The organism is Bacillus sp. GBSW19, from assembly GCF_002998655.1.
Classification (GTDB): Bacteria; Bacillota; Bacilli; order Bacillales; family Bacillaceae; genus Bacillus.
Genome location: NZ_PVRF01000002.1, coordinates 773,487 through 790,765 on the forward strand (window position 1 = coordinate 773,487; position 17,279 = coordinate 790,765).

The 17,279-nt window shown below is 41.3% G+C and carries 15 protein-coding genes; 6 read left to right on the forward strand and 9 right to left on the reverse strand.

The annotated features are described in order from the left end of the window. Positions 1 to 22 precede the first annotated feature (22 nt). Positions 23 to 1,030, forward strand: a complete 1,008-nt coding sequence (locus C6344_RS13735) for a helix-turn-helix transcriptional regulator (protein ID WP_106048017.1) — start codon at positions 23 to 25, stop codon at positions 1,028 to 1,030. Between the two features lie 36 nt (positions 1,031 to 1,066). On the opposite strand, the gene yidA is transcribed toward C6344_RS13735, so the two are convergent. Continuing rightward, the gene (gene yidA, locus C6344_RS13740) at positions 1,067 to 1,879 is read right to left on the reverse strand and encodes a sugar-phosphatase (RefSeq protein ID WP_066031521.1); all 813 of its coding nucleotides are present in this window, start codon (positions 1,877 to 1,879) and stop codon (positions 1,067 to 1,069) included. A 310-nt stretch (positions 1,880 to 2,189) separates the two neighbouring features. On the opposite strand from yidA, the gene C6344_RS13745 reads away from it, so the two are divergent. Next, positions 2,190 to 2,549 carry a MerR family transcriptional regulator gene (locus tag C6344_RS13745; RefSeq protein WP_060597621.1) on the forward strand — a complete coding sequence of 120 codons (360 nt, stop codon included), beginning with the start codon at positions 2,190 to 2,192 and terminating at the stop codon, positions 2,547 to 2,549. A gap of 144 nt (positions 2,550 to 2,693) precedes the next feature. Further along, positions 2,694 to 3,677, forward strand: a complete 984-nt coding sequence (locus C6344_RS13750; RefSeq protein WP_060597622.1) for a Gfo/Idh/MocA family protein — start codon at positions 2,694 to 2,696, stop codon at positions 3,675 to 3,677. 39 nt (positions 3,678 to 3,716) lie between these two features. Here C6344_RS13750 and C6344_RS13755 read toward each other — a convergent pair whose 3' ends face one another. Continuing rightward, positions 3,717 to 5,231, reverse strand: coding sequence for a methyl-accepting chemotaxis protein (locus C6344_RS13755; protein WP_060597623.1), 1,515 nt, complete (start codon positions 5,229 to 5,231; stop codon positions 3,717 to 3,719). A 319-nt stretch (positions 5,232 to 5,550) separates the two neighbouring features. Here C6344_RS13755 and C6344_RS13760 point away from each other — a divergent pair, with 319 nt between their 5' ends. Further along, on the forward strand, positions 5,551 to 6,888 hold the full coding sequence (locus tag C6344_RS13760; protein ID WP_106073012.1) for an amino acid permease: 1,338 nt from the start codon (positions 5,551 to 5,553) through the stop codon (positions 6,886 to 6,888). 31 nt (positions 6,889 to 6,919) lie between these two features. Here C6344_RS13760 and C6344_RS13765 read toward each other — a convergent pair whose 3' ends face one another. The 6 genes from C6344_RS13765 to C6344_RS13790 form a co-directional block, all read right to left on the reverse strand. Further along, positions 6,920 to 8,026 (reverse strand): DNA alkylation repair protein, encoded by a 1,107-nt coding sequence (locus C6344_RS13765; protein WP_060597625.1) that lies wholly within the window; start codon positions 8,024 to 8,026, stop codon positions 6,920 to 6,922. 89 nt (positions 8,027 to 8,115) lie between these two features. Then, on the reverse strand, positions 8,116 to 9,444 hold the full coding sequence (locus C6344_RS13770) for a GntP family permease (protein ID WP_034660515.1): 1,329 nt from the start codon (positions 9,442 to 9,444) through the stop codon (positions 8,116 to 8,118). Positions 9,445 to 9,468: 24 nt separating this feature from the next. Then, positions 9,469 to 11,013 carry a gluconokinase gene (gntK, locus tag C6344_RS13775; protein WP_106073013.1) on the reverse strand — a complete coding sequence of 515 codons (1,545 nt, stop codon included), beginning with the start codon at positions 11,011 to 11,013 and terminating at the stop codon, positions 9,469 to 9,471. Positions 11,014 to 11,198: 185 nt separating this feature from the next. Further along, a complete protein-coding gene (locus C6344_RS13780; RefSeq protein WP_060597627.1) occupies positions 11,199 to 12,056 on the reverse strand; it encodes a MurR/RpiR family transcriptional regulator in 858 nt (285 codons plus the stop codon). Between the two features lie 164 nt (positions 12,057 to 12,220). Further along, entirely contained in the window at positions 12,221 to 12,559 is a 339-nt protein-coding gene (locus tag C6344_RS13785; RefSeq protein ID WP_045210169.1) for a DUF3969 family protein, read from the reverse strand. A 3-nt stretch (positions 12,560 to 12,562) separates the two neighbouring features. Next, positions 12,563 to 13,006: a hypothetical protein gene (locus C6344_RS13790; protein WP_024427564.1), complete on the reverse strand. Its 444-nt coding sequence runs from the start codon at positions 13,004 to 13,006 to the stop codon at positions 12,563 to 12,565. A gap of 397 nt (positions 13,007 to 13,403) precedes the next feature. Between C6344_RS13790 and C6344_RS13795 the strand changes: the two genes are divergently transcribed. Continuing rightward, positions 13,404 to 15,080: a hypothetical protein gene (locus C6344_RS13795; protein ID WP_060597628.1), complete on the forward strand. Its 1,677-nt coding sequence runs from the start codon at positions 13,404 to 13,406 to the stop codon at positions 15,078 to 15,080. Between the two features lie 15 nt (positions 15,081 to 15,095). Here the strand turns inward: C6344_RS13795 and C6344_RS13800 are convergent, their stop codons facing one another. Continuing rightward, positions 15,096 to 15,995 (reverse strand): LysR family transcriptional regulator, encoded by a 900-nt coding sequence (locus C6344_RS13800; protein WP_106048013.1) that lies wholly within the window; start codon positions 15,993 to 15,995, stop codon positions 15,096 to 15,098. Between the two features lie 172 nt (positions 15,996 to 16,167). Between C6344_RS13800 and C6344_RS13805 the strand changes: the two genes are divergently transcribed. Beyond that, complete coding sequence (locus tag C6344_RS13805) at positions 16,168 to 17,163, forward strand: LacI family DNA-binding transcriptional regulator (RefSeq protein WP_060597629.1); 996 nt, start codon at positions 16,168 to 16,170, stop codon at positions 17,161 to 17,163. Positions 17,164 to 17,279 lie beyond the last annotated feature (116 nt).

Below are 17,279 nucleotides of genomic sequence, written 5' to 3' on the forward strand. Positions count from 1 at the left end.
GATTTTTCGAGGAGGAGATCATGTGACCAATCCAGCCACTCATTTTCAGCAGCTGAGACAACACATTCGGGACGAGCTTGCTGCCGTCCTTGATTTTGATGCCGCCTGTATCACGACCATTGATCCAGCCACTCTCCTCTCGACGGGTTCCTTCACAGATGAACCGATTGAAGAAATTCATGACCAACTGTTTCAAAATGAATTCTTAAAAAAGGACGTGCATCTACATGAGTATCTAGCCAAAGGCCCTATTCATGCTGCGAGCTTAGTCCAAAGCGGGGAATATCTCAACAGTGATCGCTACAGAGACATTTTGTTGCCTAAAGGATGGTCTGATGAATTGCGGGCAGCCCTTGTGATTCAAGGAGAATGCTGGGGTATTGCCAGCCTATATCGTCTAAAGGACAAGGAACCTTTTCAAGAACAAGATATCCGAGCGGTCATCGAACAAACGCCCAGACTCGCAGCCAAGCTAAGAGATGAACTTTTCAAGAAAAGAGATACTGAAGAGGATGACGCAGCGGAGCAGCAAGGTTTCCTCATTCTCTCACACGATTACAATCTTCTTTATGGAAATGAGACAGGGCTTCATTGGCTTCATACATTTCAAGCCTTTGAACAAATCCATGACAAGGCGACCATGCCGCGCCCGTTCAGAGCATTAGGGGCTAAACTTTTATACGGCGGTATCGACCAAACAGCGGCAATCATGACGAGAATGCCAACGGGGCTGTTCCTCTCTCTTCAAGCATTTCGATTAGCACAGGCAGCCGGACAGGAAGAGGCTGTCATGATTCATATCAAGAGAGCCCAAACAAATGATATTCTTCCTTATGCGGCAAAAACGTACCGGCTGACAGAAAGAGAGATGAACGTCCTCGACTGCTTATTAAAGGGACAGTCTACAAAGGAAATCGCCAGTACCTTATTTATTTCAACCCATACCGTCCATGATCATGTGAAGGCGATGCTGCAAAAAACAAATTTGAGCAGCAGACGGATGCTTGTTTACTTTTTCTCTCACATATAAAAAAGCGGCTACCTCACTGGTAGACCGCTTTTTTGTTTATTTTCCTAAAACTAACTCATGCAGGACATGTGCTACTCCGGCTTCATTATTGGATTTTGTCACAACATCCGCTACTGCTTTGACATCATCAATGGCATTTCCCATGGCAACGCCGCAGCCCGCAAATTCCAGCATCGATACGTCGTTCCCATTGTCACCAATGGCCATGACCTCTTCACGAGCAATCCCCAGCTCTTTCGCCAGCAGCTTCACGGCATTCCCTTTGCTGACTTCAGGATGCAGGATTTCAAGGAAGAAATCTGTGCTTTTCACCATCATGTACTTGTCCTTCACTTCAGATGGAATGGCTTGTATCGTCTTTTCCAACCGTTCTGGCTGATCAATATACATCATCTTCGGAAGTCTCATTGAGGGATCTGCCTCTTCAACAGGTAAATATTTAAGCGGCAGCTTTGTTAAATAAGATTCAAGTACTGTGTACTCACTAATATCACGATTCGGTGTGTACAAATGAGCGGAATCGAAATAATGCATCGGTGTATCCAGCTCACGGCTCAGCTTATATAAAGAAGTCAAATCCTCATAGGATAACGTCAGTTCTGACACCACTTCATTTGTATGACTGTTTTGGACAAGCGCCCCATTGTAGGCAATCACATAGTCTCCTTCTTGATTGAGCTGAAGATCATCTAGATAGCGATTCACTCCGCCAATAGGTCGTCCTGTACATAATACAATCTTAACTCCCTCTGCTTTCGCCTGTTGAATGGCCTCAAACACCTCAGCTGGCACCATATGTTGATCATTTAATAACGTACCATCCATATCAATTGCAACTAATTTATACATTCACTGGTCCCCTTTTCTCAGCAAAAAACGTGCTGTCACTATTTTGAGCCATCATCTATATGATGACAGGCTATATCATTACTATTTACCTATTTTAGCCTATCGTTTTTTCATCACGCTGTCTACTTGTTCTCACCTGTAACAAAATTGTCATCTGCCTACTCTATTATATCGTATTCTATTCATCCTGCTTTAAACAGAGTTTGTGCCCTTTTCCAATGGGAAAATGAAAACAAATGTTCACGACTGAACATTTTGAAACTAGCAAATCTAATTGTATGATGGATAGCAAAGAAAGGAGGTGCATGGAATGATTACGTTTACTAGAGGTAAATTGTCAAAACTGTCTGGTGTGCATATTGAAACCATTCGTTTTTACGAAAATGAGGGTGTGCTCCCCGAACCAAAGAGAGCACATAACGGCTATCGTTTATATGATAAAAAATATGTACTCATGCTTTCCTTTATCACAGAAGCAAGAAAGCTAGATTTCTCACTCAAAGAAATTCGCGAAATTATCAAATCACTATTTGAAAAACAATCAAAAACAGAAGCTGAACAGCTGCTCGAACAAAAAGTTGAGGATATTCAACACTCCATTCAAGAGTTAAAAAAGAGGAAGGCTGCCATTCAATTGTTAACAAAACAAACATTAGCGAACATCAGCTAATTGTAAGGGCTGCCAAAGATGTGCCGGTGTTTGCCACTGGCGCCCCTCTCCGCCCAGGCCTCAAGTGCACGTGCAATTCAAACATCAGTTATACTAGAGAAAGCTTTACTTGATATCAAACGAGTGGAAGGGGTTTTGAGTAGAATGAACATTGCAACCATTGGAACAGGTGTGATTGTGGAAAGCTTCTTGCAAGCGATTGAACAGCTTGAAGGCGCTTCTTGTCATGCCGTCTATTCAAGAAAGGAAGCAACTGCAAAGAAGCTCGCAGACCAATTTGGTGTGAAAACAACTTATACGGACTTAACGGCTATGCTAGAAGATCCGAACATTGAAGCCGTTTATATTGCATCACCGAATCGTTTACATAGCGAGCATGCCGCAGCTGCATTGGAACACGGAAAACATGTGATTTGCGAAAAGCCTTTCACCTCTAATGTCAAAGAGCTGGAAGCCTTAATCGCACTCGCAAAGGAAAAGCAGCTTCTCTTATTTGAGGCCATTACGACCATTCATATGCCAAACTATCATTTGATTAAAAAGCATCTTCATCAATTAGGTGAAATCAAACTGGTTCAATGTAACTATAGTCAATATTCAAGCAAATATAATCAGCTGCTAGCCGGCGAAACGCCAAATGTCTTTAACCCTGAATTCTCCGGAGGAGCGTTGATGGATATTAATATCTATAATGTCCATTTCATCATGAACCTCTTCGGATCACCAGAACAGGTCCGCTACCAGGCAAACCGTCACCCAAATGGCATCGATACATCTGGTGTTTTGACTTTCACCTACAATGATTTCATTGCGACAAGTGTCGGCAGTAAGGATACAAGCAGCATGAATTTTGCATTGATTCAAGGAGAAAAAGGCTTCATTCATGTGAAAAATGGGGCGAATGGCTGCGAGGAAGTGTTACTTCATGTGAATGATCAGGTGACCTCACTCAATGCACAAACAAATTCAAACCGTCTGTTTTATGAAACAGAAGCTTTTCAGCACATCATTGAAACAAAAAATTATGAACAGTGCTATGCATGGCTTGATGAAAGTCTCTCTGTAATGAAAGTCCTTGAAGCTGCAAGAAAAGATGCAGGCATTGTTTTCCCAGCAGATCAATTTTAATGAAAAAACCGCCGTCTATGAGAGGGCGGTTTTTGGTGATTAAATACTCTTTGAATAGGCCACAAGGCGCTGAGACATGTGGTTCACTTCATCGACTGAAGCATTTACTTGCTCTGTTAAAGCAGCCTGTGTTTGTGTAAGAGCTGTCATGTTCGAGATATTTTCAAGAATTTCATCAATTTGTGTTTTCATTTCTGTTAAACTAGATTCGATATTCTCCGTTGCATTGGCACTATGAAGCGCCAGCTTACGCACTTCATCTGCAACGACTGAGAATCCTCTTCCTTGCTCACCAGCTCTCGCTGCCTCGATCGCAGCATTTAAACCAAGCAGGTTCGTTTGGTTCGCTACTTCTTTGATCAAGTCAGAAATATTTTTCGTCTCATCTGCACTATTTTTTGCTAGATTGGCAGCAGATGTTGACTGCTCTTGTGCGACAGCAAGCTCTTGCGCTTGGTTTGTCACAGAGCTGATGCCTGATACCATCTCGCTGATCGAACTTGAAAGCTGTTCTACTTGTGAAGCCATTTCATTCGCTGTTTTCTCTTTGTTTTTCTCTAACGTGATGTCACGAATGGTTCCAGCCACACGAAGAGGAACACCTTTTTCATCACGAATGGTTTCACCACCTGCATGATACCAGCGATACTCGCCATTTTTGCTCTGCAATCTGTAATCAATGTCAAATGGTGTGCGTCCAGAGTGATCATTTAAATGATCTGCAAAAGCTTGGAGAGCCTTTTCTTGATCCTCAGGATGCAGGCGATCGCTCCAGCTGCTTAACACGTTCGGGAAATCCTTTTCATCCGTAAAACCAAGCGTTTTTCTGAACTGCGGGGACCACCAGAACTCGTTATTCGGATTGACTGGATCGCCGGCCTCTACGACCATGTCCCAAGGAGCTTCCACAAGCGCACGGTTGATCAAGTCATATCTCGTCACGAATGCTTGCAGCTCTTCTTCTTTCAATTTCTGATCATGAATATCAAAAAGAGCTCCCGCTACACGAAGAGGGACACCATTTCGATCACGAATGGTCGTGCCAGTTGCTTTGAACCAGCGATAATCTCCGTTTTTCAACTTCAAGCGATATTCGATATCATATGGTGTATGTCCCGAATGATCCAATAAATGCGAAGAGAATGCATTTAAGGTATATTCTTGTTCATCCGGATGGATTCGAGATGCCCAGCTGTCTAAAACATTTGGAAAATCGTGCTCATTTTGAAAGCCGATCATTTTGCGGAAATCATCCGTCCATGTGAACTCATTTTTTGGATTGACCGGATCTCCAGCGACAACGATCATATCCCATAAACCAACTTGAATGGCTTTTGTCACTAAATTCATCCGCATTTGAATATCTTCATTTACTTCCTGCATCTTTTGCAAAGCTTCATTTATTTGGGCTACTGCTTCAATCGTTTGACTTGAAGAGAATGCAGCAGTATCTATTCTTGCTGAAAGGTCTCCCTTCTCAATTCGTTCTACTAATCGACTGCTCTCATTTAAAAGGGTTCCCGCTGACGAATCATTTGCTTTTCTCATAAACATCTTTCATAACTCCTTTCACTTCTTCATACATTTTTGAAATATTTTACAGTTATAAACAATTCTTTATTAGGACTTTAGTATTACAAAAGATATATCGACAAAAACTGAAAATTGTTTATGTCATAATGAAGGCAAATGTTCATTTTTTCACGAAGTTTCAGATTTTGGTGATGGATGATGGAAAGGATTTATGGAAAAAAACGGCTCATTTGAAAGAAACAACCGCCTTTTTTGTCTGAAAAATCTCTTTTTTTATATTGACACTGACGTCCCGAAAAAAGAAAATGGAACATAAGCATTTTTAAAAAAGGAGAACGTCATGAGCGCGAATCAGGAACAACAAGAATTAAAAAAGCTTTTATCACCGCGTCACATTCGCATGATTGCATTGGGCGGGGTCATTGGTACAGGAATTTTTAAAGGAAGTGCCGATACAATCGGTTTAGCAGGTCCTGGGGTCATCTTTTCCTATGTATTTGCCGGATTATTATTGCTCATCGTGATGGCAGCCTTAGCTGAAATGGCGATTGTCTATCCGGGAAATAACCTTCGCGACCTGATACAGATTGCGCTTGGTCAACGTTTTTCATTTGTCGTCGGCTGGGTTTACTGTTTCATGTGGCTCACTGTGTGTGTCATTGAGATTATCGCGGCAGGTAGCTTGCTTCAATACTGGATGCCGAATGTGCCGCTATGGTCACTATGTTTACTCAGCTCACTCTTAGTCATCGGAATTAACTTAAATAATGTAAAATACTTTGGTGAAATTGAGTTTTGGTTCGCTGGAATGAAGATTTTCGTTATTATTGTGTTTATTATTCTCGGTGCAGCCCTATTATTTGGGATCATTCCGAACGAACAAAGCACACCTGCACTCACCAACTATCAAAACTTCGTCCCGAACGGATGGGGTGCGATCTTTGCATCTTTATTAGTCGTTATCTTCTCATACGGGGGCTCTGAATTGATCGGGCTGACCATTACAGAAACAAAGGATGCAGAGAAGGTCTTGCCTGGTGTTGTTAAAAGTATGATGTGGCGTATTATCTTATTTTACACTTTGCCGATTTTGATCATCTGCGGACTCATTCCTTGGAATCAAATTGATCCAAATAACAGCCCATTTGTTCAAGTCTTTTCAGCAGCCGGTATGCAAGGCGCCTCTCACTTCATTAATTTTGTATTGATTACAGCCGTTTTATCTGCGGCCAATTCTGGCATTTATGGAACGACGAGAATGATGCATTCTCTCTCTAAATCAGATGGCGGTCCGAAAAGGCTGGCACAGGTCAATAAAAGAGGCGTACCCATTTTGAGTTTATGGGTGACCGTTCTATTTCTTCTCATCGGAACATTCTTTGCTTACTTATATCCTGAGCAAATTTTCAGTTATATGCTGGCTATTCCTGGTTTTGCTGTTTCACTCATTTGGATTAGCATTTGCATGGCACATCTGAAACTTCGCCCGAAATATCCACAGGAGCCGTATTTTAAGGTGTGGCTGTTTCCGTATTTGACTTTATTTGCAGGTCTTGTACTAAGTGTGAGTTTTGTGATGTTTCTATTCAGACCAGAAAACTTGCCTAGCTCGATTATCAGCATCGGTTTCTTAGTTGCAGCCATCATTGCTTCATTCTTAATGAAAAAGAAGGCTTAAACGCTAAAACCCGCCATTGAGGCGGGTTTTTTCATGAGCTGCTGGCTTCTGTCACTTCAAAATCAATCGACTCTTTTGGGATACCGTTGATGATAATCGATAAAGTATGGGTTCCCTCATAATGTTTTCTCGTCGTCATATTTTGAAAAGACTGTGACCTGACGAATTCTCTATGTAACGCTGAGCCTGTTTCAAACTCTGTAATTTTAAATACCTTCTGATTGCGGGTCCCCCGAGCTTTGACGTAGTCTATGGCATACTCTACACGCAGCTTTAGCGGCTTATCGGCCTGAAGTGTAAAATGAAAAGTCATTTTCTCACCGATCCGAATAGGGTCTTGTACTATCTTCAAATCCGTTACCTGAACGGATGGATCGTCTCCATAGCCAAACAAAGCCATGATATCTGGATCTCCTTTTTTGAGTAAAGTACGGGATGCATGTTTGACAATCCAGTTCGTATGTTTGTTGGTTCCATACCAGTTTTGAACTGTCTGCTTCATCAGATCAGGCTGAATTGCTGAGATATCATTTAGATGGTTCGCTACACTTTTTTGCACATACCGCGCCGAGTCAGACTTCAAATTTTCCAAAATCGGCAGTGTGACCGAAGGATTTTTTTTAAGCGAAGGAACAGATAAGCCCCATGGCAGACGCGGTCTGCAGCCTTCACTAGCAAGCCTCCGTATATGCTCATTTTGATCCTGAGACCATACGAGCATTTGCGCCAGCATTTTGTCTTGATCTTGAATCAGAAATGGCCGAACGGCAAATTCAGAAGTGGAAAAAGGCGTGAAGAATTCGAGCGCCTTGATCGAGAGATCCCAATGTGCAAGGCCATATGTCTCGACATAGTCTGGAAATACGAGCGCACTAAGCCCTGAAAAATGCGGCGCTGCCTGACGCAGTACCTCAATTGCCTGCTTATAATCCTCAGGCAGACAGGCATGCATCGATTCAGTGACTCTTCTCATCCGTCCTTTTAACTCAAGCTGCTGCCAATCCTCTTGAAGCACGAGCCGCTGGAATTGCTCAGCATCAAATACAGTCGAAGCCTGTACAAGTTTCTCCGCTAATTCTTGAATAAATAATTCATGGTACACATGTTTTAATGGTTCGATCGTGTCCGCCTCCCACATCTCAATATCATTATTTTACCCCAATCTGAAGAAAGTGGTATCACAACAAGCAAAAACAGCCCAATTCCAAAGAACCAGGCTGTTGTTCGCTATATAAACATATTAATGATCATAATAAATGCAATAGCACTAACGGAAATGATCGTCTCCATAGCCGTCCATGTCAAAAACGTCTCTTTAATGGTCATACCAAAATACTCTTTGATCAGCCAGAAACCAGAGTCATTGACGTGAGATAAAATTAACGAACCCGCTCCTGTTGCTAACACAAGCAGCTCTCTGCTCACATCCGGCATAGTTGCAGCAATTGGGGCTACAATACCTGCTGCCGTCATCATAGAGACCGTCGCAGATCCTGTTGCTACACGAATCACCGCAGCAATTAGCCAGCTTAGCAAAATCGGTGAAATCGGCGAGTGTTTGGCTACATCTGCAATATAATCACCAACGCCCGAATCAATGAGCACATTATTAAAAGCCCCGCCTGCTCCAATGACAAGCAAAATGGAAGCGATTGGTCCTAAGCACTCGTTGCTAAATGAAAGCACTCGGTCACGGCTCATTCCTTGCATAAAGCCAAGACTGAAGAAAGAATACACCGTTGCAATCAGCAGTGCTGTAATTGGATCCCCGATGTACTTGAATACCTGAAACCACATATTGTCCTCTGGTAAGATAATGTCCGCCAATGTGGCAAGAAGCATCAGAATCACCGGCACCAATATGGTAAACATCGTATTCGCAAAGCCGGGGAGCCTTCGATCTTCATTTCGTTCAGTGAATTGCTTTCTCAGCATCTCCGGAACTGGTTTATGTATCCGTTTTCCAATCCACTTACCATACAGCGGTCCAGCAATAATCGCTGTCGGCAATCCGACAATTATAGAAAAGAAAATGGTTTTCCCCACGTTGGCATGATAGATGCCAACGGCTGCCATTGCCGCTGGATGAGGCGGCACTAGTCCATGCACGACAGACAAGCCAGCAATTAACGAGAGCCCAATTGTCACGAGCGAGATGCCTGTTTCAATAGCAATTGTAAAAAGTAAAGGAATGAGAAGAACGAAACCGACCTGGAAAAAGACAGGTATCCCCACGATAAAGGCAACAAACATCATTGCCCAATGCACATTTTTCGTCCCAAACCGGCCGATTAAAGTTTGAGCTATCCGCTCTGCTCCCCCTGATTCAGCCATCATTTTCCCAAGCATTGTACCAAGCGCTAGAACAATTGCCAGCAATGATAACGTATTGCCTAATCCCGTTTTAATCGATTGAATGATTTCCTGCAAATCCATTCCAGTAGCAAAGCCCACTAGCATCGAAGTAATAATTAAACTCACAAATGGATTCAACTTAGCGATTGTAATGAGAATGAGTAAAAGGACAATCGCCGCAATCACGATGAATAAAAGCATGTTCTCCCACCTTTTCCCTGATGTTTAACGATTTTGTTTTAATTGCAGCGCACTAATGACATCAAATTCATCCTTCAGTTTATCGTAGAGACGCTCATATAAATAAAACAGCTCTATGTAAGTTTCATTGTTCTTCATATTAGGTTCATGACGGGCAGAAATTCGAATCCACTCTTGAACCTCTTCTATCTCTTCCATATGACCTAAACTATGAAGTGCGAGGACAGCCGCCCCAAGTGCTGACGCTTCATAACTTTCTGGAACAAGTACTTCTCTGCCCATCGTATCCGCTAAAATTTGCCGCCACAGCGGAGCTCGTGCAAATCCGCCCGAAGCTCTGACATCCTTTGCAGAACCGGTTAAATCTCTTAAAGCAACACCGATCGAGAAAACACTCATAATGACGCCTTCTAACACAGCTCTAATAAAATGCTCCCGCTTATGCTGAAGACCGATCCCAAAGAAGGTGCCTCTCGCATTTGGATTCCAATAAGGTGCACGCTCACCCGATAAAAATGGCAGAAACAGCAGTCCCTCTGAGCCTGCTGGAATCTTTTCCGCAATATCCATCATTAAATCGTAAGGGTCCACACCAAGGCGCTTTGCTACCTCCACCTCTGAAGATCCAAATTCATCCTTCAGCCATCTCAGCATGATCCCGCCATTATTGGTCGGTCCTCCCACAACCCAATGTTTATCTGTCAGCGCATAGCAGAACGTTCTTGATTGCTCATCTGTGATTGGTTTGTCTACAACCGTACGGACCGCACCGCTTGTCCCAATCGTAACAGCCACCTCTCCTTTTCCAATCGCGCCAACACCTAAATTCGCTAGAACGCCATCATTCGCACCAATCACAAATGGTGTATCTTCTTTAATGCCCATGCGCAGTGCAATCTCAGGCTGAAGTCCTCTCAGCTGATACGTCGTTGGGACAAGTTCAGACAGTTGACTGGCTTCAATTCCAGCAATACGAAGCGCCTGTTCATCCCATTGAAGCGTTTCCAAATGGAACAGACCTGTTGCTGAAGCGATTGAATAATCGACGACATACTGACCGAAGAAATGATAAAGAATATATTCTTTGATAGAAATAAATTTCGCTGCCTTCTTGAAGAGATCAGGTGCCATTTCCTTGATCCAACGTATTTTTGAAAGCGGTGACATTGGATGGATCGGTGTACCTGTCCTTTTATAAATGTGGAAGCCATCCATATCTGATAAGATTCGTTTCGCTTGTTCTGCACTTCTGTTATCTGCCCAAATGATACTGTTCGTTAACGCCTTGCCATCCTCATCCATCACAATTAAGGAATGCATCGCAGTACTAATCCCGATGCCGATGAGATTTGCTACATCAAATGCTGCTTTCGTCAATGCACCTCTTACACTCGCAATGACGGCTTCTAATATCTTTTCAGGGTCCTGCTCAACCCATGCTGGCTGGGGCTGAATGAGATCATAAGGTACTGAATGCTTCGTTATTACTTTCCCCTGTGGTCCAAACAGAACCGCCTTTGTACTTGTTGTTCCAATATCCAAACCAATTACCGCCTGGTTTCCCTTCATCTGTATCACGCCCAATCATTGATTTGAAATCAGATATGAAGTTTTTGATATACCTGTTAAATCCCATTATAAAAATAATTTTTTCGACATTCAACGACCGAAAAGAAAATTATTTTCATCCAAAAGCTCACAATCGTTACCATAGCAGCATTTTTCATCATCAGAAAAATTTATTTTTGGAATCATTACACCCTTTTTTGTGATATGGTTTCTCGCATTTGCTTTAAATTTGTTATTGTTTCCTGCTGCCTTAAGTGAGCAAGTGCAAAATATAGAACGTCAATGACAGTCAGCTGAGCAAGTCTTGCAGACATCGCTTCTGTTCGAAAAGCCGTTTCTTGCGTCGCTGTATACAACGTGACATCTGCAAGCTGACTCAATGGAGAGCGCTGATAGCTTGTAATGCCGATGGTTTTGGCTCCTTTTCCCTTTGCTGTTTTCATCGCATCGAGTAAATCTTTATTACGTCCAGAATGAGATATACCGATCACTGTACTGTGCTGGTCAAGGAGACCAGCAGACATCGCTTGAAAGTGAGAATCTGTGTGAACAATACAGTTGATACCTGTCCTCATAAATTTATGAAAAGCGTCTGTTGCAATGAGTCCAGACCCACCACTCCCATAAAACTCTAAGCGTTTCGCTTCATGTATGATTTGTATGGCCTTTTCTACATCCTCTGGATTCAACAATTGAAAGCTATCCTTTAAAGCGGATATATTCGCCTGAAAAACCTTTTGCATAAAAATCGCTGTATCATCATCAAGACTCATTTCTTCATCTACATAATTAGGCTTTGTTTGGTCTATTTCCTGGGCAATAGCAATCTTCAAATCTTGAAAGCCCTCAAATCCAAGCCTTTTACAAAGACGAAAAATCGTTGCCTCTGAGCTCGCTGTCTTTTTCGCAAGCTCGACAATAGACAAATGGATGATGTCGCGGGGCTCACTCGTAATATGTTCTGCAATTCCTTTCAGCTTTGGCGGCAATCCCCTGCTTGCTGCTCGTATTTTTTCAATACTACTTAAACTGACAGAAGCCAATTTACTTCACTCCTCCCTTATTTATGTGAGCGCATACATTTCCTTATGTTCCCATCTTATAAAAAAGAAGCCTGTTTGCACAGACTTCTCTTTTTATGAATTCATCGTTTTAATCAATAAATCAAAAAAGATTTACTCAAAATTTTATAATATACACTTTTAGCTCAACAATCTACCACATTATTTTCAACTTCATTTTCTATATTTCTTTCCAAAAATCTTAAGCATTTTACCCTTATTTCTTCTAAACTATCACTTAATTCATGTGGTATTAAACTTTCTACATCTTCAAGTTCTGTTCCCAAATGAAGTATATTTATCAGTTCTTCATTTATCCCTTTCTTTTTTAAAACATCGATTGTTCGTGGACTGAACATGAGCTTTTCCGCTTCTTCTATAGTGATTAAACCTTCTTTTAGCGATATGATTATACCAATGATATTTATAACAATAATCCTATCTAAATCTTCATGTGAAGAATATCTTAGTTCTATTTTATTCATAAATCATTTCACACTCCAACCTTTTTTAACTTTCACATCATACACCAAACCAGATTTACTTTGAAAATAATGTACAGAAACCTTTTTTCCGTCTTTATAGCCATCTTTATATACTTTTTTCCAAGTCCCTCCTTCAATCTGTTTTAACTCAGATAACAACTTCTTATTATTTACTGTAACTTTTTTAGTCCCATTTTGAACAGCTTTAAAACCAGCAGGATATTTAGGGGCATATTTTATTGATTTATACAAATGTTTACTTGCTTTCACCCCGTTTACAAAAATAGTCCGGATGACAAGACCCCATACAGCATCGGCTTCTTTATAACCAATTTGGACACTTTTGTCTCTTGAAGAAGCCTCTCGATTAATATTGAATGTTACAGACGGTGAAAATAACGATACAATTAAAGTAAAAATAATGAGAAAAGGAATACGTCTTTTCAATTTAAATTATCTCCTAATATTAACTATATAAAATACAATATAACATACTAGGAATATTATAACTATTTCATTCTGTAGAAAATTAAAATGAATCTTTATACTGTTTAAAAGATATCTCTATCTTTTAACATCTTATTTATTACAATATAAATTCCTAAAGTAATGAATAAAAAAGAATATACCCCTCGGAGATAAAAATTAAAGTTTAAGTCCACAAAATATTCACTAAAATCTAATCATCTAGCGCAAGGACAATATCATTTAACCTACCGAAATATTAAAAGGCCCTTTTCAACTCATTTTTTCATAAAATCGAATTGGTATGATTCTTCTGAATCTTTTCCCCGTCTCACTCGTATATACTAAAAGAGTGATTGATTTGAAAGGAGATCTGTTTGTGGGATATATTTTGTTATTTTCGGTTGTGATCGGTCTGATTTTGACCCTTTTGCTCACACCGCTCAGATTGTTCGTTAGAAAGAAAGGAACAGAACAGCAGGTTCCGCTTATGTGGATTGCAGGCCTTGCTTTGCTGTTCATGGTCGGTATTTTTATTTACTATTACATCACCAATTTAGATCGTAACCCTTCATCCCTATGGTTGATTGGACTTGTTGTGACAGCAGCAGGTGCCTTTTTGTCAGTTGGATTGGAGCGTAAGATCAAAGGCGTGCTGTTTCTTATTCTATTACTGCTCGGTGTTTATATGGCGACAGCTTTTCTATTCAATGCGAATGAGAAATTTGATGTCTCCAAAATGGAACAAAAAGTGGAAATCAAAGCGTTTGATGAGACGGAAACACCTGCGAGTGTACCGCCTCAATTTGCTCGGAACAAAATGAAGAAATCGTTCGGACAGGTTCCAAACACAAGCTACTATGAGCTTGGCAGCCTGCAAATCCAGAAGGTCAACGGTGAGTATGTGTACATCGCCCCAGTGGAGTTCTCAGACTTCTTTAAATGGATTCGTTCGGGCAGTACGCCGGGTTACTTTACATTAAGTGCGACCGACTCATCTGCTAATCCAAAGTTTGTGAAAACAGAGATGGTTTACACACCTTCCTCTTATTTCAACAAAGAAATTGAGCGGCATATCCGCCTTCAGTATCCTGATTTGATTTTCTACGGCGACACACAGCTGGAAATCAATGATGATGGAAAACCTTATTACATTCGCACGTATGGCGATTTTATCTCTGCCCGAAACGGCTTTAAAGCTTCCGGCGTAGTCGTTGTTGATGCCAAAACAGGTGCAACGAAGAAATATGCTCTAGATCAAGTACCTGCTTTTATTGATGGCGCTGTTTCACCAGAAGCGGTCAGTCTGCAAAACAGTTATTTCGGAAACTATATTCACGGGTTCTGGAACAGTATGTTTGGAAAATCAGATGTGAAGCTGCCTTCAGATGAAGGAACAGAAGCCAATGTAAGTCCAGTGTTTGATTCAAAAGGAGATATGTATTACTTCACAGATTTCACAAGTCCGAAAGAGGGCGTTGATTCGATGCTTGGGTATGCCCTGACAAATGCCCGGACAGGAAAAGCGACTTATTATACCGGTAATCTTGAAGAGTCCTACATGGATTCTCAAGGCGCTCTGCAAATTATTGAAAAACGATTCATCGAGAAGAAATGGAAAGGGCGCATGCCCATTCTCTATAATTTCTATGGAGAAGCCAGCTGGCTCACACCGGTTCTCGATTCAAATGGATTCCTGCAAAACTACTTTATCGTTTCTGCAGCCAATCCTGAAATCGCTGCGTACGCTTCAACACCAAACGAAGCGTTGAGAGCCTATAAGACAGCTCTTCAAAAAGGCGGCGGCACCGTCAACAGTTCATCTAAGCAGGAAAAGAAAGAAGCTACAGGAAAAGTCAAACGAGTCTATAAAGAAAAGACCGGTGATTATACAACCGTCACCTTCCTGCTAGACGATGGTAAAAGCTACACCATGTCATCTGAAAAAGAACCTCTTGTCATTTATTTAAAAGAAGGCGATCAGGTCACCATGAAATACACAGATACAGGTGAAATCTTCCTTCCAGTTGATGAAATCAAAATCAAAGGATTATAAAAAAAGACGTTTCTCCTACTGAGGAGAAGCGTCTTTTCTCTCTTGCCTTAACAATTCAACGAGCAATTCTTTATTTTTATTTCCCCCTGTCATTGGTGACTCGACATAGGAGAATTTTCGTTTGAAATCCATTCCTCTCACAGAAATGACAGCCAATTCACCGCCAATGCTGCCTCGCTGGAGGACATATTTAGATAAAACGGAAAGCCCCATTCCGTGGATCACAGCTTCTTTAATCGCTTGATTGCTGCTAAATGTCACAAAGGTCCGTGCTTTCAGCCCATTTGATTTCAGGACGTGCTGTAAGTATTCTCCGGTACCTGATCCCTCTTCTCTTGTGATCCATGTTTCGTTTTGCAATTGATCAATCGTGACATCCTTTTTCTTAGCAAAGGGGTGATCTAATGGCGCCACGATATAGAGCTCGTCTTCTAGAAAAGTTTCGACAGTTAGTTCTTTGTCATTGGTCTGTCCTTCGATTAAACCGATGTCGACATGGAATAAGCGGACATGTCTGGCGATCGCCTCTGTGTTATCAATGACCACCTCAATATCAACATGCGGATAGAGCTGATGAAACTCTGCCAATATTTGCGGCAGCACGTACTCTCCAATGGTGAAACTCGCCCCGATTGTCAGCTTCCCTCTTGCCAGATGATGATGCTCATAAATATCCTGCTTCGCCTGTTCATATAAACGAATGATTTGTTTTGATCGATGGTACAGCATATCCCCAGTTGGTGTAACCGTTAATTGCTTTGGCGAACGATTCAGCAGAACGGTCTGGAATTCCTGCTCCAAGTTCTTAATATGAAGACTGACACTCGGCTGAGAAATCCGCAGCTTTTGGGCTGCTTTTGTAAAGTTTTTCTCTTCCACAACTGTCACAAATGTCTTCAGTGCATCGTAATACATCGGTCCCTCTCCTATCAGAAATCTTAATCCAAAACCTTTCATATATATATCTTACTAATTCCTTCCCAGTGCGTAAAGAAGCGCTTAACTGAAAACAATTTAATAAAAATATTTACTAATTTTTTTAAAGACTCTATACTAGGAGGAGATATTTTCTATAGGAGGTGCTGATTTGGCAGCTAAAATAAAGGACATTGCTGAAAAAGCTGGATTATCCATTGCGACTGTATCTCGCGTACTGAACCAAGATCCCAACCTATCTGTCACGGATCAAACACGCGAAAAAGTATACGCCGCCGCAGAAGCTTTGTCCTATCAAAAGAAAACATTCAAACATTCATTAAAAAAAATCGCCTTTCTCTATTGGATGACCGAAAAGGAAGAGCTTGAAGATATTTATTTCAAATCCATTCGTCTGGGCATTGAGGAACTGACCAATACTCGGAGTTTAAATGTCACCGCTTACAATCCATCTGATGGGCTTCATTCCATTGATCCTTCTACAGAAGGGATCATCGCCATCGGCCGATTTAAAACGTCAGAGCTTGATCAATTATATGCAATCACCCAGCATATCGTTTTTATTGATACGTCACCGGATGAAGACCGTTTTGATTCTGTAAAACCAAATCTAAAACGAATTGTTGAAAAGATCATCGATTCTTTTATTGAAAAAAAACACACATCCATTGGATTCGTAGGCGGCACAGACCTTGACCTGAATACGAATGTGCATATTCCAGATATTCGCGAAACGACTTTCCGTGAATATATGATGGCTCACAATGTCCTTGATGAGCGATTGGTCTATGTCGGTCATCATTTCTCAGTAGATGAAGGGTATTCGCTGATGATGAAGGCGATTGATGAGCTTGGTGATGATCTGCCCACCGCTTTTTGTGTCGCTAGTGATCCTCTTGCCATCGGCTGCTTACAAGCATTAAACGAGCGCGGATTTTCTCTGCCGAACCGCGTGAGCGTCTTTAGTATCAACGATATTCATGTGTCTCAATATGTGTCACCACCGCTCACCACGTATCATATCCACACGTCTTTACTTTGTGAAACAGCTGTCGATTTACTGTTAGAAAGACTTGTGGACGGCAGAGCATTACCTAAAACTGTGCTGATTGCCTCAGAACCTGTCTTTCGGAAAAGTACGATATAAACAACTAGAAGCCCCGTCCAATGTGGAGGGCTTCTTTTCTTTCTATATGAGTAAAAAATTTTACTTAATAAATTTAATAAAATATGTTTACTTTTTTTACTTAAGTTGATATTCTC